Genomic DNA, 19,079 nt, shown 5'->3' with positions numbered 1-19,079 from the left:
CCGTTGCGCTCGGTGAAGATGAATCGCTTCATCTTGGGGTTCCAGCGCCGGGTCTGGTGCCCGAAGTGGACGCCGCTCTCGAGCAGCTGACGCATGGTGACGACGGCCATGGCCGTTCCTCCTCTGGACGCATTCATGCGCCCGTCCTGGTTGACGCACCGCCGGTCGGTGGTGCCCTGGCGCCCGTGTGCGTGACCCACCTCCTGACGGAGGACCAGGACCACGTCCGTATTCAGTGCAGACACGTCATACGGAGCGCGAGCGCGCGAATTTCACGCCCGGAGACGTGATGCGGTCAGTCTACGACACCGACCCATCCGGCACGAAATCCACAACCGGGCTGTTCAGACCGGATCTCCCCAGGGCGCGCGGCCGGCTCTGGCCGGCGCCGACGACCGGATATGGGATGGCCACATGCCTCTCGTCCGCGTCCTCATCGTCCTCCTCGTCGTGGCGATTGCTCTCGGGTCTCCTGCTCGGGCCGGCGACGGCTCCTGGGCCTGGCCCGTGGGCGATCGGCGGGTCACCGGCGGTTTCGACCTGCCGGACAACCAGTACAGCCCAGGTCACCGCGGCATCGACCTTCCCGGTCGCGTCGGAGAGCCAGTCCGGGCCGTCGCCTCCGGGCGCGTCACCTTCGCCGGCTCGGTGGCCGGCGTTGGCGTCGTGACGATCGACCACGGAGACGAGCGCTCCACGTACCAGCCGGTCGACGCGACGGTGGACCGCGACGACACGGTCGAGGCCGGGGACGTCGTCGGCTCCCTGCTCGACCTCGGGTCACACTGCGCCACGGCCTGTCTGCATCTCGGCCGGCTCGAAGGCGACTCCTACCTCGATCCGACCGACCGGCTCGGGTCCACCTCGCTCGTCCGCCTCGTCGACCCGGCCGGTCCGGTTCCGAAACCACCGGTCGGTCCGAGTGGCGACGGCACGTTCCGGCGCCCGGTTGGCGGGCCCATGACCTCGCCGTTCGGCCCGCGGGTCCATCCGCTCACCGGAGTGCGCAAGCTGCACGACGGCACCGACTTCGGCGTCCCGTGCGGCACGCCAGTGCGGGCAGCAGGCGACGGCACCGTCGTCGGCCGGGACCACAGCGGCGCGTACGGCATCCGCGTCACCGTCAGGCACGCAGGCGGACTCGAGACTTCCTACAACCACCTGTCCAGCCACGCGGTCGCGGTCGGTCAACGGGTGACGACATCGACGGTGCTGGGGCACGTCGGCTCGACCGGTTCGTCGACGGGCTGTCACCTGCATCTCATGGTGCGTCGCGACGGCCGACCGACCGATCCGATGACGCTGCTCTAGCGCCCGTTTCGCGAGAAGTGGTGAAGGTCGGTCAGGTTTCGCCACCGTCCGCCCCATTGCCAGCCGATCGCATCGAACGCCGTCACCACGGGACCACCTTCAAAGATCATCCCGGGCCGCACATTCTCGCGATCGAGATACGCCGAGGCGAGCTCAGGGATGACGACCTCACCTCGGCGATAGGGGTTCTGGAACGGATTGATGTCGATGGCCAGGCCGCGGGCATGCTCGGAGAACTCGGTCCCACCGCGCCTCGGCCGGCAGACGAATGATCCGATGTTGTTGCCGTCGCCGGTGGGCTTGAGGTCGAGCTCGCGCTTCTCGGTGATCCGCATCTCCTCGATCGGGAATCGAGCCTTCCACAAGTCGCGGAACACCCTCACGAGATCGGCACTGACGTCCTCGTGGGTCAGCAGCTCTCCGGTGTGCCGCTGCCCGTCGAAGCCGCGGTACGTGACGCGGACCCAGTCCAACTGATCCCGCCGAACCGGGCAACCGGGCTTCCACGTGGACCGGGCGATGACCTCGGCCGGTGCCTGGTCGACGCGCGAAGCGAACCCCTCGCCGGGGAGCGGAGGGACCGAGTCGGGAAGGTTGAACCGTCGGACCCGCAACTCTCGTGGCGTTGGCCGGACCTCACCGAATCCGGTGTCGGTGACCGGCAGAGCGCGGGTGAACAACCAGTCCGGTGGCACCGTTCCGGGTTCCGGGGTCGAAGGCTGGGTGGCAGCCGGGGGCGTGGGAGCTGCGCTGGCAGGCCCGCGGTCGCCCTCCGGGTCGCGCTCGGTGGACGCGCAGCCTCCCAGCGCGAGGATGACGGCGACCGCGACGAAGCGCCTCACTGCTCCAGCGTAGGCCGAGAACGGGGGCGATTTTCAGGCTCTGGGGTGTGCGAGGCGGTAGGCGGCGCGGAGGCGTTCGTTGCTGACGTGGGTGTAGATCTGCGTGGTGCCGAGCGACGCGTGGCCGAGGATCTCCTGCACGCTGCGCAGGTCGGCCCCACCTTCGAGCAGATGGGTGGCGGCCGTGTGGCGAAGCCCGTGCGGGCCCACGTCGGGCGCTCCGTTCACGGCCGCGAGTCGCTCGTGGACGATTCGACGTGCCATGCGCTGGTCGAGCCGACCGCCGCGTGCCCCGAGGAAGAGCGCAGGCCCGGATGCCTCGGTGGCCAACGAAGGTCGCCCATGGCGGAGCCACTGCTCCACGGCCTCACCGGCCGGGGCGCCGTATGGAACCGCCCTCTCCTTGCGCCCCTTCCCGAGAACCCGCACGACGCGCCGCTCTCGATCGAGATCATCGATGTCGAGACCGCACAGCTCACCCACGCGGATGCCGGTGGCGTAGAGCAGCTCGAGCACGGCCAGATCACGCGATCCCTGGGGTCCGTCGTGGCTGACTGCCGCCGTTGTCGCGTCGAGCAGCGCGCGGATGTCGTCGTGTCCGAGGGCGACCGGCAGCTCTCGGTGCGCCTTGGGGCTCGCCAGCATGGCCCCGACGTCCGTACGAGCCCGGCCGGTACGGCTCATCCATGCGGTGAACACGCGGGTGGAGGTTGCGCGGCGCGCCAAGGTCGTGCGCGCGCGACCGAGTGTCTGCTGGGCGGCCAGATGGCTTCGAAGGGAGCGGAGCGTGAGGGACGCCGGGTCCTCGATGCCGAGCTTGGTGGCGTGCTCGGCGAGGCGGGTCAGATCCGTGAGGTAGGCGCGCACCGAGTGCGCCGAGAGGTTCCGCTCGGCATCCAGGTGGTGCTCGAAGTCGGCCAGAGCCGACGACCAGGCCTCGCTCAGGTCGCTCATCACCCTCCTTGGGTTTGAGTAGGCGCGCAGCGCCGTATCGAAACCACTGTGGGACTGGCGAAGACTCACGCCAAGTCGGCGCGCCGGACCAACAACCATCCATCGCCGGCGCGCTCGGCGAGCCCGCGACGAGCGAGCAGCTCAAGGGCCTTGGCGACGTTGTGTGGACCCAGATTCGCCGCAGCCGCCACGTCGCGCGCAGACCTCGCGCCGCGCCACGACAACGCGTCCAAGGCTCGCTGCGCCGGAGCCGGGAGCTGGTCGAACTCGGTGGCCGTCGAGGTGATCGACTCCGGTTCAGGGGCGCCGAGCCCAGCGAGCTCTGCCAGCACGTCGGAGCCGCCTGTGACGAGCACTGCCTTGCCGTCTCGGACCGCTTGGTGCGTGCCCCCGGACTGCTGGGAGGTCACCGGCCCCGGCACCGCCATCGTCGGACGGCCGAGACGGTCGGCCCAGTGGAGGGTGTTGAGCGACCCGCTTCGCCGACGCGCTTCGACGACGACGGTGCCGCCCGCGAGCCCGGCGATGAGGCGGTTGCGGGAGAGGAAGCGGGGCTTGGTCGGCACATGACCTGGCGGCTGCTCGCTGACGACCAGCCCACTCTCCGCGATCCGGCTCAGCAGGGCTGCATGAGCTCGTGGGTAATCGGTCGCGGCATCGCAAGCGAGAACCGCGACGGTGGGACGCCCCATCGCCAGCGCTCCCCGGTGTGCGCTCGCATCGATGCCGAACGCCGCCCCGCTCACGACCGTGACGTCGGCAGCGGCCGCGTCGGCGGCGATCTCCGAAGCCGCCTCGGCACCATAGGGTGTGCAGTCGCGCGCACCGACGACCGCCACGCTGGTCGCACACAGGTCGGCAAGATGACCGGTGCCGCGGACCCAGAGGCCGACCGGAGCGCCTGTCGCACCGTGCAGCGGCTCGACGTGGTCGAGGTCGTCCAGTCCGGTGGGCCAACCCCGATCTCCCTGAACCACCCAGCGCAGACCCGCCACCTCCGCCAGACGCTCTGCCCTGGCGAGTCGCTGGTCGAGACTCTGGACACGATGGATCCACGCCGATGGCCAGGGACGTCCTTCGAGCTGCCGGTCGGCGCGGATGGCGTCGATCAGGCCCATGGGTCCGTGAGCCGCCAGCAGAGCGGGCAGTCTCGGATCACCGGGCTCACAGACGATGCTGACCGCGAGACGGGCGCGTCTCTTCGGTGTCATGAAGCCGCCACCAGGTCACGCAGCTCGTGCCCGAGCGGTGAACCTCGTCGCAGCGCGAGGGCGAGGTCGACGTCGTCGCCGTCGGGAATGTGGTGGGTGCGCAGGTCGGCGACGCTCCAGGCCAACCGCAGGACGCGATCGGCCGAACGAGCCGAGAGCTTCTGGGCTCGCAGCTGACTGTCGAGCACGCCGCGCCCGGCCTCGCTGACGGGCCAGTGCTTGCGCAGCTCGACACCCGGCACGTCACTGTTGAGGATCCATGACGTTCCGCGGTACCGAGCCTCCTGGCGCTCGCGAGCCTCGGCGACGACGACGGCAAGGTCGGCAGTGCTTCTGGTACGTCCGAGTGCGTGAGCGAGCTCAGGGCGGCTCGGCGCGGTGAGCACCCGGTGGATGTCGATCCGGTCACGGATCGGTCCGGAGATCCGGTCGCGGTAGCGACGGCGCATCAGCGGTGTGCACTCGCACTGCTCGGCGACCGTGCCGCCCTGTCCGCATGGACAGGGGTTGGCCGCCAGCACGAGCTGGAACCGCGCCGGGAACACCGCCGTTTGCGCAGCGCGCGACACCACGACGTGACCGCTCTCGAGTGGTTGGCGAAGGGCATCGAGGACGTTGGAGGCGAACTCGGGCGCCTCGTCGAGGAACAGCACGCCACGGTGCGCGAGCGAAAGTGCGCCGGGTCGGATGCTGCGACTGCCACCGCCCACGATGGCCACGGCGCTCGCCGTGTGGTGCGGATCGATGAACGGCGGGCGCCGTACGAGCGGAGCGTCGGAGGGCAGTGTGCCCGCCAAGGAGTGAACGGCGCTCACCTCCAGGGCGTCCGCGTGCGGCAGGTCAGGCAGGAGGCCCGGCAGCCGGTGCGCCAGCATCGTCTTGCCGATGCCCGGCGGTCCGGTCATGAACATGTGGTGGCCTCCGGCTGCCGCAACGACGAGAGCGGTGCGCGACTCCTCCTGGCCAGCGACATCGGCGACGTCGAGTACACCGAGTCGTTCGCTGCCACCCCAGACGAGTCTGCCGGTGTCGTCGAGAGGCGGCACCGGCGGGTCGTCGGGCTCGTCGCCACCGACGAGCATCGCCACGGTCTGACGCAGCGACCGCACGCCGACGACCGCGACTCCGGGCACGAGTCGGGCCTCAGGAACATTCGATTCAGGCACGACGATGCGATCGAACCCGGCCTCGGCCGCCGCCATCGTGGCCGGGAGCACGCCACGAACCGCACGCAGACGGCCGTCCAGTGCGAGCTCGCCGAGGAAGACGGTGCTCGCGAGCGGCTCGGCAGGAAGGAGGCGCTTGGCCGCGAAGACGGCCAGCGCGATGGCGAGATCGTAGTGCGAGCCGCTCTTCGGCAACGTCGACGGCGCCAGGTTGATGGTGACGCGCTGATCGGGCCACGACGTGCCGGAGTTGACCACCGCCGCCCGCACACGGTCGCGCGCCTCGTTGACGATCGTGTCGGCGAGGCCCACGACCACCGTGGCCGGCATGCCGCTGCTGATGTCGACCTCGACCTCCACGGGCCGCCCGGCGAGGCCATCGAGCGTGACGGCATGGGTGGCCGCCATCAGGCCACCCCGGCGACGCGGTCGACGTGCGGCGCACCACGCTGCGGCACGACGACCGACACGACGTCGATTCGAACCGCAAGCGGCTCGACGTCGTGGACCTCGAGCCAGTGGGCGGCGAGCCTGCGGAGCCGGACCGCCTTGCGTCCGACGACGGCTTCGACAGGTGCGCCGTACGCCGTGCTGGTGCGGGTCTTGACCTCGCAGATGACCAGCGTGGATCCGTCGCGCGCCACCAGGTCGATCTCACCGAACCGGCAGCGCCAGTTGCGGGCGAGCACCACCATGCCGAGGGACCGCAGATGGGCGGCGGCCACCCGCTCACCGAAGTCTCCGAGGGCCTGGTTGCGCGCGTAGGTCATGAATCCAGCCTCGCGAGCGCGAACCACCGGGGACAGCGACGGACCACTCCCTGTGGAGATCGTCCGATCTCCCCCGGACTGTGGATGGTCTAGCCTCGCTGCATGTTCCGCAGGACGGATGCAGCGATCAGTCCGACCGCGTTGTACACGGGCACGGTCTGGCGTCGCAACGGGTTGTCCCACCCGGCCTTCGCGACTTTCGCCGGCACAGCGCTGTGGACCGGGCTGGTGGGCCCGCGTCGCGCGGCCTCACTGCTCGGTGCGCCCGACCTCGACACGATGCTGCTCGCCCGACACCACTCCATCGACACGCTGCTCGAGCGGGCGATCGACGCCGGCGAGATCTCCCAGGTCGTTGAAATCGCCGCCGGGCTGTCACCACGCGGGTGGCGGTTCGCCTCGCGCTACGGCTCCGACCTCACCTATATCGAGACCGACCTGCTGGCCATGTCGCGCCGCAAGGAGGACCTCCTCACCCGGGCCGAACTGATGGGTCCGGGCCACCGCGTGCGCGTGCTCGATGCGTTCAAACCGACCGGACCGAACTCCCTCGACGCCCTGGCCAACGAGCTCGACCCGGACCAGGGAACGGCCGTCATCACAGAAGGCCTGATCAACTACTTCCCGATGCCGCATGTCACGACGCTGTGGAACTCCGTCGGCTCCACCCTGCACCGGTTCCCTCGTGGGCTGTACCTGTCGGACCTCCACCTCGACCAGTCGCCGGGTGCGGTCACCGCGACGGCGAAGGTCCTGATCACGGCATTCGTGCGGGGCAATGTATATCTGCACTTCGACCGCGAGCAGGACGCCATCGACGCCCTGCGGAAGGCAGGGTTCGACGACGCCGAGCTGTTGTTGCCGAGTTCGTTCGAAGGCGTCGATCCCGTGGCGGGCGTCGACCGCAACCTCATCGTGCGGGCCACGACGGCCTGATCAGGTCGTGGGCGGCACCTTGACGTCTGCATCCTGCAGCTCTTCGACATTGACGTCCTTGAACGTGAGCACCTTGACGTTCTTGGCGAACCGCGCCGGCCGGTAGATGTCCCAGACCCAGGCGTCGGTGAGGCTGACCTCGAAGTAGGCATCGCCGGTCTCGGAGCGCACCTTCACGTCGACGGCGTTGCAGAGGTAGAACCTGCGGTCGGTCTCGACCACGTACTTGAAGATGGCCACGACGTCGCGGTACTCACGATAGAGCGCGAGCTCCATGTCGGACTCGTAGCGCTCGAGGTCTTCAGTGCTCATCGGTCCCCCATGACGGTTCGGACGTTGACGAAGGACAGGCGGTGCTCCGCACACGGGCCGTGCTCGCGCAGGGCTGCGTCGTGCAGCTCGGTGACGTAGCCCTTGTGGGTGGCGAACTCGTAGGACGGGAACTGCTCGTGCATCTGGACCATCAGTCGGTCACGGGTCACCTTGGCCACCACCGACGCGGCCGCGATCGAGCCGGCCACCTGGTCACCCTTCCAGACCGCGAGCCCGGGCACACCGAGCCCGTCGACGGGGAACCCGTCGGTGAGCACGTAGCCGGGGCGCACCTCCAGGCGCGCCAGCGCGCGACGCAGGGCGGCGATGTTCGCGCGGTGCAGGCCGATGCGGTCACAGTCGGCGGCCTCGATGACGACCACCGAGAGGTCGACGGCTCGCTCGCAGATGAGGTCGTAGCACGCCTCGCGCCTCTTCTCCGAGAGCAGCTTTGAATCGGCCAGGCCGGGGATGGGCCGCTCGAGCACGACGGCTGCTGCCACGAGAGGCCCGGCGCAGGCACCGCGCCCGGCCTCGTCGACACCGGCCACCGGATGCAGGCCGCGTCGGGCCAGAGCTCGCTCGTAGCCGTACAGCCCGGCGTCGCGCCGGACCGTGGTGCCTGGTGCGAACGACGTCATCGGCAACCCCTCAGCGGGCCTGGACGACGTCGAACGTGTCGGGACTGCGCAGGACGTCCCAGCGCGATATCGGCCAGACCCGCACCCAGGCCTTGCCGACGACGGCGCCGGTGTCGATGAAGCCGCCACCGGGATCGCCCATGTGCATGCGGGAGTCGGCGGAGTTGGCTCGGTTGTCACCCATGACCCAGAGATGGTCCTTGGGCACGACGACGTCGAAGGTCTGGTTGGGGTTGACCGAGGCATCCAGCAGGTACGGCTCGTCGAGGGGAGTGCCGTTGACGGTGATGTGTCCGGAGCTGTCGCAGCACTTCACCTTGTCGCCGCCGACACCCACGACGCGCTTGATGAGATGCCCGCCGGTCGGGAACAGCCCGATGACCTCGAGACCACGCTGGACCGGGTTGTTGGCCTGGCGGGACTCGGCCGCGTTGAGCCAACCGCCCGGATCGTCGAACACGACGATGTCGCCCCGGTCGGCCTCGCCGCCCCAGTAGGAGACCTTCTGGACGAGGATCTTGTCGTCGACGAGCATCGTCGGTTCCATCGACTCCGACGGGATGTAGAAGGCCTGGAGGAAGAACGCCTTGACGACGACCGCCATGATCATGGCGGTGATCACGAGAAGGATCGACTCCTGCCAGACAGGCAGTTGACGCTTCTCGATGTCGCTCACCTGAGGAGCCTAGCGAGTGAGGAGGAAGGGCGGCGGAAGCACACCGGCGTGACCCGGTCAGTCCTCGCGCTTTTCCTTGACCTTGGCGGCCTTGCCGCGGAGGGTGCGCAGGTAGTAGAGCTTGGCCCGGCGGACGTCACCGCGCGTCGCGACCTCGATCTTGTCGATGATCGGGGTGTGCAACGGGAACGTGCGCTCGACACCGACGCCGAAGCTGACCTTGCGGACCGTGAAGGTCCGTCCGATCCCGGAGCCCTGGATCTTGATGCAGACGCCCTGGAACACCTGGACACGAGAGCGGCTGCCCTCGATGACCTTGACGTGAACCTTGAGCGTGTCGCCCGCACGAAACTCGGGGAGGTCGTCGCGGAGCGATTCGCTCGCCACCTGGTCGACAACGTTGGTCATGATCTACTCCTCGCCGGTGCCACAGGTCACCCACGGATATGAACGTGTGTGAAGAAATCTCGGCGCTTCATGGCGGTTCCCCTGCGGCAGATCCGTCCCGCGCCGAAGATCCATCTTGCCACATCGCCCCGGGCCGGACGAAATCGCGAGCGGGACGCGCCCCGGGTCAGGGCAGCAGGTCGGGACGGCGCTCAGCGGTGCGGGCGCGGGCCTGCTCGCGGCGCCATGCGGCGATCTGCTCGTGGTGGCCCGAGAGCAACACGTCAGGCACGTCGTAGCCGCGCCACGACGCCGGCTTGGTGTACACGGGGTACTCGAGAAGCCCGCCCAGGGAGGAGGCGGTGCCGTGTGACTCCTCGGTGAGCGACTCGGGGTTGCCCATGAACCCGGGCAACAGCCGGACGACGGCCTCGATGATCGCGAGCGCGGCCACCTCACCGCCGTTGAGCACGAAGTCGCCGAGCGAGATCTCCTCGACCCGCCATCGCGTCTCCGCATAATCGATCACTCGCTGGTCGATGCCCTCGTAGCGGCCGCAGGCGACGACGAGATGTCGCTCCCGGCTCAGCCGTTCACCTCCGGCCTGCGTGAACGGCTCTCCTGCCGGGGTCGGCACGACGATGACGGCGTCGTCGGTGGCCACGGCGTCGAGCGCGTCGCCCCATGGCTCGGGCTTCATCACCATGCCGGCACCGCCGCCGTACGGCGTGTCGTCGACGGTGCGGTGGACGTCGTGAGTCCACCGACGCAGGTCGTGGATGGCGACGTCGAGCAGCCCGGTCTGCTGAGCGCGTCCGGGGAGCGAGAGCGCGAGCGGCTCGAAGTACGCCGGGAAGATCGAGACGATGTCGATGCGCATCACGGGTCGACCTGCTCTGCGGCCCCGGGGTCCAGCAAGCCGGGCACGTCGTTCAGTTGGAGGTAGCCGGCGTCGACGTCGACCACGGGCACCAGCGCTGCCACGAATGGCACGAGGACCTCGTGTGCGCCGGCGTCGATGACGAGGGCGTCCTGCCCGGGCCCGTGCATGACGCGCGTGACCATGCCGACGACGGTTTCGTCAGCGGCCCGCACGTGGAGGCCGACGAGCTGGTGGTCGTAGAGCTCGTCCGGGTCGTCGGGGCTCTGGGAAGGGTCGATGTCCGCCTCTAGAACGGCGCCGTGCAGCTGCTCGGCAGCGGTGCGGTCGGGCACCTCACGGAAGGCCACCAGCAGCCGGCCGGAGTGATGACGGCTGGCCTCGACCGTGAGGGTTCGATCGCCGCAGATGATCGGCGAGCCCGGCGCAAACCTGCGCTCGGGCTCGTCGGTGCGGATCTGGACGTTCAGCTCACCGCGGATGCCATGGGCGCGACCGATGCGGCCGATGACGACCAGCACGATCAGGCCTCCTGTTCAGCGCTGACGATCGACGTCCACGAAGTCGATGCGCGCGCCGCCGGAACCGGCGATCGCGTTCGCGACCTTGCGGATGGCCGTGGCGGTGCGCCCCTGACGGCCGATGACCTTGCCGAGGTCGTCCGGGTTGACCCGGACCTCGAACAGCTCACCACGACGCGTCTGCTTGGCACGGACGTCGACGTCGTCCGGGTGCTCGACGATGCCTGCGACGAGGTGCTCGATGACCTCAGCAGTGGGCGCGCCCACGATCAGGCCTCTTTGCTCTCGTCAGCCTTGGCTTCGGCGGGAGCCTTGTCGGCCTTGGGCTCGTCGGCCTTGGCCTCATCAGCCTTCGGCTCTTCAGCCTTCGCAGCCTTCGGCTCCTCAGCCTTCGGCTTCTCGGCCTTGGCAGCCTTCTCGGCCCTCGGCTTCTCGGCCTTGGCGTCGTCTGCCTTCGGCTCGTCGGCCTTCGGCGAAGCCTTCTTGGCCGCCTTCTTGGCAGTCTTGGGCTCGGCGTGGATCTCCTTGAGCGCCGCGTCGAACAGAGCTGCCTTGTCGGCCCGGGCCTCGGGCTCCTTGACGGTGGCCTCGCCACCGATGTCGCCGGTGAGCTTGAGGATCGCAGCCACGGCCTCGGTGGGCTGAGCACCGACGCCGAGCCAGTACTGGGCCCGCTCCGACTGGACCTTGATGGTCGACGGCTCCGTCTTGGGGTTGTAGGTACCGATCTCCTCGATCACACGACCGTCGCGCTTGGTGCGCGAGTCGGCGACGACGATGCGGTAGTGGGGCGTGCGGATCTTGCCGACGCGCTTGAGGCGAATCTTGACTGCCACGAGTGTGGTGTCTCCTTGGATGTCTGTGGTGGTGACGTGCCGGGCCGTGTGGGGACGCGAGCCAGCGAAGCCGGTGTGCCGGGCGGTGCGGGTGAGAGGGCCCTCACGCATCCGGACGCAATGGGTCATTCTGCCAGAACGCCCAGCGGTGACCAAACCGGTCGCGCGCTGCGCGCTGGGTGCGTCTCAGAACATCCCGTGGCGCCCGGCGCCGTCGACGAAGCGCTGCGCTCCGTCCGCTCCCTCGGCCATGATGACCGGTAGTCCGGCGGTGCCCTCGTTCCGGAGGGCCGCGTCGAGCGGGAGATCCCACTGTCGGTAGCTGGAGTCGCGGTCCGTACGCAGGCACTGCTGCGGAAAGGCGGCGATCTGCTCGGCGAGGGCGTGTGCGGTGGTGAGCGACTTCCCCACCGGAACCACTCGGTTGACCAGTCCCATCTGCAGCGCCTCACGCGCGTCCACCGGACGTCCGGTGAGGATCATGTCGAGCGCACGACCTTGGCCGATGATTCGCGGGAGCCGCACCGTGCCGCCGTCGATCAACGGGACGCCCCAGCGTCGGCAGAACACGCCGAAGACGGCGTCCTCCTCGGCGATCCTCAGGTCCGCGAGCAGAGCAAGCTCGAGACCACCGGCGACGGCGTGACCCGCCACCGCGGCGATGACCGGCTTCGACAGCGCCATCCGGGACGGGCCCATGGGACCGTCACCAAGGCCCGAGGGGTCGAGCTCGTGACGCCGCGACTCGTCTTCGACGGACGTGAGGTCAGCGCCGGCGCAGAACGTGCCTCCCGCGCCATGGAGGACGGCGACGGAGAGAGCATGGTCCTCGTCGAACGCGCGGAAGGCGTCGCGCAGCTCCGCGGCCATCGGCCCGTCGACGGCGTTGCGCCGCTCAGGCCGGTCGAGCGTGATCGTGCAGACGGCGTCATCTACGTCGTAGCGAACCGATTCCATGTCGACCATTCAACCCGCCGGGGTCAATGGCTCGGCCGCCGCCCGGGTCCCCGTCAGGGCTCCGAGGACACCGCTGGCGACCGCACCGGCGGCGAAGTAGAGGCACGGCAGCCAGGGCGCGACGCCGAACAGCCCGTCGGAGTCGCTCGCGTAGTTGGCCACGAACATCTCGGCGACCGGGCCCAGGACGGCGGCTGCTGCCGCGATGCCGAATGCTCCGGCCGACGGGTCCCACCATGCCCAGACGGCCACGGCGATCGCTGCGCACAGCACAACGGACACCGTGGTCGGCTGGCCGCGCAGCGCCGCCGTCAACGCGTACAGGGCCAGCACGACCGAGGCGCCGATGACGACGTCGTTGACCCCACGCGCGCGCTTCGGCAGGCCCGCGCGATGTCCGACCTCGGCCGCAGCCAGGACGGCGAGACCCACGACGAACGGGAACCAGATCTCGCTCTTCCAGATCGTCGGGACGCCGGTCCAGTCGTAGACGGTGGTGCCGGATGCAACGTGGCACGCGTCGCCGGCCAAGCCGATGCCGAAACCGAGCAGGAAGACCGCGAGTCGATGCACGCGAGCAGGGTACTCCCAGCGTGCGCCGGTCACATCAGGTCGCGGAGCTCCTTGGGGAGCTCGAACTCGCCCTCGGCGTCCTGGTCGAAGCCGAAGGCTCCCGCCCCACCGGCTTCTCCGGCCTGACGCGCCGCTGCAGCCTTCTCCTCGGCTGCCCGCTTGGCCGGGTTGCCCGAGCCACGCTTGCCCTTCTTCTTCTGCTGGGGCTTCTGCCTCGCACCGGCCCGCTTGCCGCCGCCGGGCATTCCCGGCATGCCGCCCATGCCCGGCACGCCGGGCATGCCGCCACCCTTGCCCATCTGCTGCATCATCTTGCGAGCCGCGAAGAACCGGTCGACGAGCTGGTTGACGTCGCTGACCTGGGTTCCGGAGCCGCCGGCGATGCGGGCGCGTCGCGAGCCGTCGATCATCTTGGGCTCGTCGCGCTCGGCCGGGGTCATCGACAAGATGATCGCCTTGATGCGGTCGACCTCGCGCTCGTCGAAGTTCTCGAGCTGCTCCTTGTACTGACCCATCCCGGGGAGCATGCCCATGACCTTGGACATCGAGCCCATCTTGGCCATGGCTTCCATCTGCTTGAGGAAGTCCTGGAGGGTGAACGAGCCACCCATGAGCTTCTCGGCGTCCTTCTCGGCCCGCTCGGCGTCGAAGGCCTTCTCGGCCTGCTCGATGAACGTGAGCATGTCGCCCATGTCGAGAATGCGCGACGCCATGCGGTCGGGGTGGAAGGCGTCGAAGTCGGTGAGCTTCTCACCGATGGACGCGAACATGATCGGACGACCCGTGACCGAGCGGACCGACAGGGCCGCGCCGCCGCGGGCGTCGCCGTCGAGCTTGGTGAGGACTACACCGGTGAAGTCGACGCCCTCGAGGAAGGCCTCGGCCGTCTGCACGGCGTCCTGCCCGATCATCGCGTCGATGACGAACAGCACCTCGTCGGGATCGACGGCATCGCGGATGTCGGACGCCTGCTGCATCAGCTCGGCGTCGATGCCGAGGCGACCGGCGGTGTCGACCACGACCACGTCGTGCAGGGTGCGCCGGGCCTCGTCGATCGCGTCACGCGAGACCTTGACCGGGTCGCCCACACCATTGCCCGGCTCGGGCGCGAACACCGTGACGCCGGCCTGCTCCCCCACGACCTGCAGCTGAGTGACGGCGTTGGGTCGCTGCAGGTCGGAGGCGACGAGCATCGGGCTCATGCCCTGTTCGCGCAGCCAGTGGCCGAGCTTGCCGGCGAGCGTGGTCTTTCCGGATCCCTGCAGGCCGGCGAGCATGATGACGGTCGGAGAGTTCTTGGCGTACTGGATGCGCCGCGTCTCACCGCCGAGGATGCCGATGAGCTCCTCGTTGACGATCTTGATGACCTGCTGCGCCGGGTTGAGCGCCCCGCTCACCTCGGCGCCGAGCGCACGCTCCCTGATGCGGGCAACGAAGTCACGCACCACCTGGACGGAGACGTCGGCGTCGAGGAGAGCGACACGGATCTCGCGGGCGGTCGCGTCGATGTCGGCCTCGGACAGCCGGCCCTTGCCACGAAGGTTCTTGAACGCGGACTGCAGACGGTCTTGCAGGGTGTCGAACATGGGCTCGTGGGGATCCTCGGCTGTGGGCAGGCGACTGCGCTAGTGGACTCAGCAAGCCTAACCGAGGCACCTCAGGAGGTCAGAGCGACGGTGACGGCGGCGCGGAGCTCTTCGGCGTCGGCCTGGGCGAGTGGTTGCCCGTCGGCATCGACGACGTAGAAGACGTCCCGCGCCTCGGCACCGTACGTCGACAGGTGCGCGGACCGGATGGAATGACCGAGGGCGGAGATCTCCCGGCACACCGTCCAGACGAGGCCGCGCCGATCGTGCGCCCGTACCTCCAGGAGCGTGGCCGTCTCCGAGCGCTGGGGCAACATCGTCACCCTGGCAGGGACCTCGTCTCGAGCCGGGTCTAGCGCCAGCCTCGCCGCGAGATCCACTTCCCCGGCCAGGACCGGGCGGAGCCGTTCACGGACCTTGGCCACGTCGACGTCGGGACGCGTGACCTCCCAGAGGGAGACCGCGGCATCACCGGTCGTTGCAGCGCGTGCCGACCGGATCTGGAGGCCGAGCAGGGCGAGGCCGCCCGCCGTGCTCGTCATGACACCCGGCCGGTCGAGCGTCACGAAAGTCAGCAGCGATCCACCTCGGTGGTTCTCGACCTCCAGCCTGACGTCGTCCGGTTCGAGCTCACCGATCTCCGGCATCGACACCGTGGACGGCCAGCCTTCATAGGATTCCGCGTCCGGAGTCGAGACGTCACCAGCGTGAACCTCGTGGATCTTGGCGACCAGGCCACGCACGAGACCGCGTCGCCACGACGACCAGGCAGAAGGACCGGTGGCGCGTGCGTCAGCCTGCGTGAGAGCGGCCAAGAGGTCGAGGAAGGCCGCCGACTTCACGATCTCGGCGATGTTCACCGCCGTGGACGGATCCTCGATGTCGCGCCGAGTCGCGATGTTGGGGAGCAGCAGGTGCCAGCGCACCAGGCGCCCGATCGTCTCGGCGTCGGAGCCGCCAAAGCCCCAGCGCCGCGCGATCTCGACGGCCATCGGCTCCCCCACCTCGCTGTGGTCGCCCTCCCTTCCCTTGCCGATGTCGTGCAGAAGGGCCGCCACCGCCAGCAGGTCCGGACGGTCGACGTCGCGGAACACCTCGGCCGCCTTGACGCACGTCTCGACGCTGTGGCGGTCGACCGTGTAGCGATGGACCGGCGACGACGAGCCACGCAGCCGGATGTCGGCCCACTCCGGTAGCCACCGGTCGACCACGCCCGCGTAGTCGAGCTCGTCCCACACCGGCACCAGTCCGGGTCCGGACGACAGGAGGTCGACCATGGTGCGGGTGGCGCTCGCCGGCCAGGGCTCGGGGAGCTCACCGAGCGTCGCGGCCAGGTGGGTGGCCGTGCTCGAACCGAGTGGAAGGCCCTCCTTGGCCGCGGTCGCCGCGGCCCGCAGTGCCACCTCCGGATCTTCGCGCGGGTCGGCATCCCGCCTTACGACGACCTCGTCGTCGAGCCGTCCGACGCCATCCGCCAAGGCGACGACGACGGGTCCGGACGGCGTCACCGTCGTCGGCCTGGACTCCAGCATGTCGTCGACCCGTCGCCACGCGAGCGCGGCCAGATGGGCGAGTCGACGCCCGAGGTTGCGGGTGTGCAGCTCGAGCTCGATGGGGTCGCGTCCGAGGAAGTCGGCCGCGTCGACGATGTGGTCGTGGTCGAGCTTCTCCAGCCGGCGTCCGGACGTCTCGTGCAGCGCGTCGCGGACGTCGAGCAGGGCCGACCGGAGGCCCTCGGACTCCCCGTGCGGGACGTCGACCAGCCAGGTTGCGACCAGCGCACGCATCATCACGCCGTCGCGCAGGCCGCCACCGGACTCCTTGAGGTCGGGGACGGCGGAGTGAGCGAGCCAGCCGGACCGCTCGATGCGTGCCTCCCGTGCCTCACGCACCTCGGCGAGCCGCTTCCGGGCGTCCCGGCGCCAGTCGGCCAGGACCTCCGAACGCAGTGCCAGCACGAGTCCGGAGTCGCCGGCGACAGTGCGGGCGTCGAGCATCCCGGTGGCGGCCCGGTGGTCCTGCAGGGCGGCCTCGCGCATCTGGGCGGTGTCGCGGACCGAGTGGTCGAGCGCGACGCCGCGGTCCCACAGCGGGTACCAGATCGCCTCGGCAATCTCACGCACCCGGTCGTCGGGCACGGCGGGATCGTGCAGCAGGACGACGTCGAGGTCGCTGGCCGGCGACAGCTCCGAGCGTCCATAGCCGCCGACGGCGACGAGCGCGAGCCCCTGGCCCTCGCGAGGATCGTCGCCGGTGCCCACCATGTCGGTGAACAGGCCGCGCAGCAGCCGGTCGGCCTCCAGCGCCCGATCGCTGCGTTGCTGGGCGAGTGAGGGCACCTCTGTCTTAGAGGGCGGACTCGTCGGTCTCGCCCGTGCGGACCCGGACGACGGACTCGACCGGCACCACCCAGACCTTGCCGTCGCCGATCTTGCCCGTGCGAGCGGCGGAGGCGATGGTCGAGACGACCGACTCGGCGTCGGCGTCGTCGACGACGACCTCGAAGCGGATCTTCGGCACGAGGGTGACCTCGTACTCGGCGCCGCGGTAGACCTCGGTGTGGCCCTTCTGCTGGCCGTGACCGCTGGCCTCGGTGACGGTCATGCCGGAGATGCCGGTCGCGCCGAGCGCCTCGCGGACGTCCTCCCACTTGTGCGGCTTGATGACCGCGGTCACGAGCTTCATGTCATGCTCCCGTCGAAATCGTGGACCCGCCGGCGATGTTGTCGTAGGCGGTTTCGAGGTGTTCGGCCTGGTCTATGCCGGAGACCTCGATCTCCTCGTCGATGCGCCAACCGATGGTCATGTCGATCAACTTACCGATGACGAACGTGACGACGAACGCGTAGACCATCACCGCGACCACCGCCACGGCCTGCTTGCCCAGCTGTTCCAGCCCACCGCCGTAGAACAGGCCCGACGACCCGAATCCGAGGTTCGCGACATTGGTCTTGGTCGCCAGGAGGCCGATCATCAGCATGCCGACGACGCCACCGACGAAGTGGACGCCCACGACGTCGAGCGAGTCGTCGTACCCCAGTCGGTACTTGACACCGATCGCCCACGCGCACACCACACCTGCGACGAGACCGACGACGAGCGAGCCGAGCGGGGAGACCGTGCCGCACGATGGGGTGGCGGCCACCAGGCCGGCGATGGCCCCGGAAGCGGCGCCGAAGCTGGTGGCGCGCTTGTCGCGGATGACCTCGACGATCAGCCACCCGAGTACGGCGGCTGTCGCCGTCCCGGTCGTGTTGATCAGAGCGAGTGCAGCGGTTCCGTTCGCCGCGAGGGCGGACCCGGCGTTGAACCCGTACCAGCCGAACCACAGCAGACCCGCACCGAGCAGCACGGCGGGCAGGTTGTGCGGACGGAAAGGTTCGCGCCTCCACCCCACCCGGCGACCGACGATCAGGGCCAGAGCGAGCGCGGACATGCCCGACGTGACCTCGACCGCAGTACCGCCGGCGAAGTCGAACGCCTGGAGGTCGTTGGCGATCCATCCGCCCGCGGTCGTGTCGCTGTCGAAGGCGAAGACCCAGTGGGCGACGGGCACGTAGACGAGCGTCACCCACACCGGCACGAACACCGCCCAGGCGGCGAACTTGGCGCGGTCGGCGATGGCGCCGGCCACGAGTCCGATCGTGATGACGCCGAACAGCATCTGGAAGACGATGAAGATGTACGCCGGGTGCGTCCCTGCGAGCGTCTCCAAAGTGATGTTCCTGAGCCCCAAGGACTCGTTGCCGCCGATCAGACCTCCGCCGACGTCGTCGCCGAACGCCCACGAGTAGCCCCAGAGGAACCAGACGAACGGCATGATCGCCAGGGCGTAGAAGACCATCATCATGATGTTGAGGACGCTCTTGGAGCGGACCATGCCGCCGTAGAAGAACGCGAGACCGGGGACCATCAACAGCACGAGGGCGGTCGAGGCCAGCATCCATGCGGTATCGCCGGTGTCCATGGGACCTCCAGGTGTCGGGAGTGCGACCGGAGACTATCGGACTCTGCCCATCGCCGCCCAGAGCCCGGCACCCCCGCCGGAACGACGATGCGCACCGATTGTCTCGATGCGCATCGTCCTCATGCGTTCTAGAGTGCGGCCTCGTCGGTCTCGCCGGTGCGCACCCGCACCACCGAGTCGACGGGGACGACCCACACCTTGCCGTCACCGATCTTGCCGGTCTGGGCGGCGCCGGTGATGGTCGAGACCACACCGGCCACGTCGGCGTCGTCGACGACGACCTCGAGGCGGATCTTCGGCACCAGCGACACGTCGTACTCGGCGCCGCGGTAGACCTCGGTGTGGCCCTTCTGCTGGCCGTACCCGCTCGCCTCGGTGACCGTCATGCCGGCCACACCCGATGCGGCGAGCGCCTCGCGGACCTCTTCCCACTTGTGCGGCTTGATGACCGCTGTCACGAGCTTCATCTCAGACTCCCGTCTTCATGGTGGATCCGCCGGAACCGGCGTAGTCGTACGCGGTCTCGAGGTGCTCGGCCTGGTCGATGCCGGAG

Annotated in this window: 22 protein-coding genes and 1 pseudogene; 2 read left to right on the top strand and 21 right to left on the bottom strand. The window is 69.2% G+C overall.

From position 1 onward, the window contains the following. Nucleotides 1-110 (bottom strand): 30S ribosomal protein S2 (locus ACRDPN_RS16390; RefSeq protein ID WP_431449755.1); only part of this gene is annotated, 110 nt, incomplete at its 3' end. A 304-nt stretch (nt 111-414) separates the two neighbouring features. Here ACRDPN_RS16390 and ACRDPN_RS16385 point away from each other — a divergent pair. Beyond that, on the top strand, nt 415-1,311 hold the full coding sequence (locus ACRDPN_RS16385) for a peptidoglycan DD-metalloendopeptidase family protein (RefSeq protein WP_431449753.1): 897 nt from the start codon (nt 415-417) through the stop codon (nt 1,309-1,311). On the opposite strand, the gene ACRDPN_RS16380 is transcribed toward ACRDPN_RS16385, so the two are convergent. From ACRDPN_RS16380 to ACRDPN_RS16360, 5 genes are all read right to left on the bottom strand, one after another. Beyond that, nucleotides 1,308-2,153, bottom strand: coding sequence for a M15 family metallopeptidase (locus tag ACRDPN_RS16380; protein ID WP_431449752.1), 846 nt, complete (start codon nt 2,151-2,153; stop codon nt 1,308-1,310). The two genes, ACRDPN_RS16385 and ACRDPN_RS16380, sit on opposite strands and share 4 nt — an antisense overlap. A gap of 33 nt (nt 2,154-2,186) precedes the next feature. Then, nucleotides 2,187-3,107 carry a tyrosine recombinase XerC gene (locus tag ACRDPN_RS16375; protein WP_431449751.1) on the bottom strand — a complete coding sequence of 307 codons (921 nt, stop codon included), beginning with the start codon at nt 3,105-3,107 and terminating at the stop codon, nt 2,187-2,189. Nucleotides 3,108-3,172: 65 nt separating this feature from the next. Then, complete coding sequence (locus tag ACRDPN_RS16370) at nt 3,173-4,318, bottom strand: DNA-processing protein DprA (protein ID WP_431449750.1); 1,146 nt, start codon at nt 4,316-4,318, stop codon at nt 3,173-3,175. Continuing rightward, on the bottom strand, nt 4,315-5,892 hold the full coding sequence (locus tag ACRDPN_RS16365) for a YifB family Mg chelatase-like AAA ATPase (RefSeq protein WP_431449749.1): 1,578 nt from the start codon (nt 5,890-5,892) through the stop codon (nt 4,315-4,317). Before ACRDPN_RS16365 ends, ACRDPN_RS16370 begins: the two co-directional genes overlap by 4 nt. Further along, complete coding sequence (locus ACRDPN_RS16360) at nt 5,892-6,254, bottom strand: YraN family protein (RefSeq protein WP_431449748.1); 363 nt, start codon at nt 6,252-6,254, stop codon at nt 5,892-5,894. Before ACRDPN_RS16360 ends, ACRDPN_RS16365 begins: the two co-directional genes overlap by 1 nt. Before the next feature lie 102 nt (nt 6,255-6,356). Between ACRDPN_RS16360 and ACRDPN_RS16355 the strand changes: the two genes are divergently transcribed. Continuing rightward, entirely contained in the window at nt 6,357-7,190 is an 834-nt protein-coding gene (locus ACRDPN_RS16355; RefSeq protein WP_431449747.1) for a class I SAM-dependent methyltransferase, read from the top strand. Here ACRDPN_RS16355 and ACRDPN_RS16350 read toward each other — a convergent pair whose 3' ends face one another. The 15 genes and pseudogenes from ACRDPN_RS16350 to ACRDPN_RS16280 form a co-directional block, all read right to left on the bottom strand. Then, nucleotides 7,191-7,502, bottom strand: a complete 312-nt coding sequence (locus ACRDPN_RS16350; protein WP_431449746.1) for a DUF2469 domain-containing protein — start codon at nt 7,500-7,502, stop codon at nt 7,191-7,193. Then, complete coding sequence (locus tag ACRDPN_RS16345; RefSeq protein ID WP_431449745.1) at nt 7,499-8,143, bottom strand: ribonuclease HII; 645 nt, start codon at nt 8,141-8,143, stop codon at nt 7,499-7,501. Before ACRDPN_RS16345 ends, ACRDPN_RS16350 begins: the two co-directional genes overlap by 4 nt. 10 nt (nt 8,144-8,153) lie before the next feature. Next, nucleotides 8,154-8,819, bottom strand: coding sequence for a signal peptidase I (lepB, locus tag ACRDPN_RS16340; protein WP_431449744.1), 666 nt, complete (start codon nt 8,817-8,819; stop codon nt 8,154-8,156). Nucleotides 8,820-8,876: 57 nt separating this feature from the next. Next, complete coding sequence (gene rplS / locus ACRDPN_RS16335) at nt 8,877-9,227, bottom strand: 50S ribosomal protein L19 (protein ID WP_431449743.1); 351 nt, start codon at nt 9,225-9,227, stop codon at nt 8,877-8,879. Between the two features lie 166 nt (nt 9,228-9,393). Further along, nucleotides 9,394-10,086 carry a tRNA (guanosine(37)-N1)-methyltransferase TrmD gene (trmD, locus tag ACRDPN_RS16330; RefSeq protein ID WP_431449754.1) on the bottom strand — a complete coding sequence of 231 codons (693 nt, stop codon included), beginning with the start codon at nt 10,084-10,086 and terminating at the stop codon, nt 9,394-9,396. After that, the gene (rimM, locus tag ACRDPN_RS16325) at nt 10,086-10,607 is read right to left on the bottom strand and encodes a ribosome maturation factor RimM (protein ID WP_431449742.1); all 522 of its coding nucleotides are present in this window, start codon (nt 10,605-10,607) and stop codon (nt 10,086-10,088) included. The genes trmD and rimM overlap by 1 nt, the downstream gene beginning before the upstream one ends. 15 nt (nt 10,608-10,622) lie before the next feature. Further along, the gene (locus ACRDPN_RS16320) at nt 10,623-10,874 is read right to left on the bottom strand and encodes an RNA-binding protein (protein ID WP_431449741.1); all 252 of its coding nucleotides are present in this window, start codon (nt 10,872-10,874) and stop codon (nt 10,623-10,625) included. Between the two features lie 152 nt (nt 10,875-11,026). After that, a pseudogene (gene rpsP / locus ACRDPN_RS16315) lies at nt 11,027-11,443 on the bottom strand (30S ribosomal protein S16); the annotation flags it as partial. 186 nt (nt 11,444-11,629) lie between these two features. After that, nucleotides 11,630-12,400: a crotonase/enoyl-CoA hydratase family protein gene (locus ACRDPN_RS16310; protein ID WP_431449740.1), complete on the bottom strand. Its 771-nt coding sequence runs from the start codon at nt 12,398-12,400 to the stop codon at nt 11,630-11,632. 9 nt (nt 12,401-12,409) lie between these two features. Beyond that, nucleotides 12,410-12,973, bottom strand: a complete 564-nt coding sequence (locus ACRDPN_RS16305; protein WP_431449739.1) for a hypothetical protein — start codon at nt 12,971-12,973, stop codon at nt 12,410-12,412. Between the two features lie 29 nt (nt 12,974-13,002). Continuing rightward, nucleotides 13,003-14,559 (bottom strand): signal recognition particle protein, encoded by a 1,557-nt coding sequence (gene ffh / locus ACRDPN_RS16300; protein ID WP_431449738.1) that lies wholly within the window; start codon nt 14,557-14,559, stop codon nt 13,003-13,005. 71 nt (nt 14,560-14,630) lie between these two features. Next, on the bottom strand, nt 14,631-16,898 hold the full coding sequence (locus tag ACRDPN_RS16295) for a [protein-PII] uridylyltransferase (protein WP_431449737.1): 2,268 nt from the start codon (nt 16,896-16,898) through the stop codon (nt 14,631-14,633). A 7-nt stretch (nt 16,899-16,905) separates the two neighbouring features. Next, nucleotides 16,906-17,244: a P-II family nitrogen regulator gene (locus ACRDPN_RS16290; protein WP_431449736.1), complete on the bottom strand. Its 339-nt coding sequence runs from the start codon at nt 17,242-17,244 to the stop codon at nt 16,906-16,908. Between the two features lies 1 nt (nt 17,245). After that, nucleotides 17,246-18,526: an ammonium transporter gene (locus ACRDPN_RS16285; RefSeq protein WP_431449735.1), complete on the bottom strand. Its 1,281-nt coding sequence runs from the start codon at nt 18,524-18,526 to the stop codon at nt 17,246-17,248. Between the two features lie 128 nt (nt 18,527-18,654). Further along, complete coding sequence (locus ACRDPN_RS16280) at nt 18,655-18,993, bottom strand: P-II family nitrogen regulator (protein ID WP_431449734.1); 339 nt, start codon at nt 18,991-18,993, stop codon at nt 18,655-18,657. Between the last annotated feature and the right edge of the window lie 86 nt (nt 18,994-19,079).

Source organism: Aeromicrobium sp. (genome assembly GCF_050700635.1).
Classification (GTDB): Bacteria; Actinomycetota; Actinomycetes; order Propionibacteriales; family Nocardioidaceae; genus Aeromicrobium.
The sequence above is the reverse complement of the archived record's forward strand: the minus strand, read 5'-3'. Positions and strand labels throughout refer to the sequence as shown.

Bases quoted from the DNA above. Each gene is read 5' to 3' on its own strand.
- ACRDPN_RS16385 (WP_431449753.1), top strand. From the start codon at position 415: ATGCCTCTCGTCCGCGTCCTCATCGTCCTCCTCGTCGTGGCGATTGCT.
- ACRDPN_RS16375 (WP_431449751.1), bottom strand. From the start codon at position 3,107: ATGAGCGACCTGAGCGAGGCCTGGTCGTCGGCTCTGGCCGACTTCGAG.
- ACRDPN_RS16370 (WP_431449750.1), bottom strand. From the start codon at position 4,318: ATGACACCGAAGAGACGCGCCCGTCTCGCGGTCAGCATCGTCTGTGAG.
- ACRDPN_RS16365 (WP_431449749.1), bottom strand. From the start codon at position 5,892: ATGGCGGCCACCCATGCCGTCACGCTCGATGGCCTCGCCGGGCGGCCC.
- ACRDPN_RS16360 (WP_431449748.1), bottom strand. From the start codon at position 6,254: ATGACCTACGCGCGCAACCAGGCCCTCGGAGACTTCGGTGAGCGGGTG.
- ACRDPN_RS16355 (WP_431449747.1), top strand. From the start codon at position 6,357: ATGTTCCGCAGGACGGATGCAGCGATCAGTCCGACCGCGTTGTACACG.
- ACRDPN_RS16350 (WP_431449746.1), bottom strand. From the start codon at position 7,502: ATGAGCACTGAAGACCTCGAGCGCTACGAGTCCGACATGGAGCTCGCG.
- ACRDPN_RS16345 (WP_431449745.1), bottom strand. From the start codon at position 8,143: ATGACGTCGTTCGCACCAGGCACCACGGTCCGGCGCGACGCCGGGCTG.
- rplS (WP_431449743.1), bottom strand. From the start codon at position 9,227: ATGACCAACGTTGTCGACCAGGTGGCGAGCGAATCGCTCCGCGACGAC.
- trmD (WP_431449754.1), bottom strand. From the start codon at position 10,086: ATGCGCATCGACATCGTCTCGATCTTCCCGGCGTACTTCGAGCCGCTC.
- ACRDPN_RS16310 (WP_431449740.1), bottom strand. From the start codon at position 12,400: ATGGAATCGGTTCGCTACGACGTAGATGACGCCGTCTGCACGATCACG.
- ffh (WP_431449738.1), bottom strand. From the start codon at position 14,559: ATGTTCGACACCCTGCAAGACCGTCTGCAGTCCGCGTTCAAGAACCTT.
- ACRDPN_RS16290 (WP_431449736.1), bottom strand. From the start codon at position 17,244: ATGAAGCTCGTGACCGCGGTCATCAAGCCGCACAAGTGGGAGGACGTC.
- ACRDPN_RS16285 (WP_431449735.1), bottom strand. From the start codon at position 18,526: ATGGACACCGGCGATACCGCATGGATGCTGGCCTCGACCGCCCTCGTG.
- ACRDPN_RS16280 (WP_431449734.1), bottom strand. From the start codon at position 18,993: ATGAAGCTCGTGACAGCGGTCATCAAGCCGCACAAGTGGGAAGAGGTC.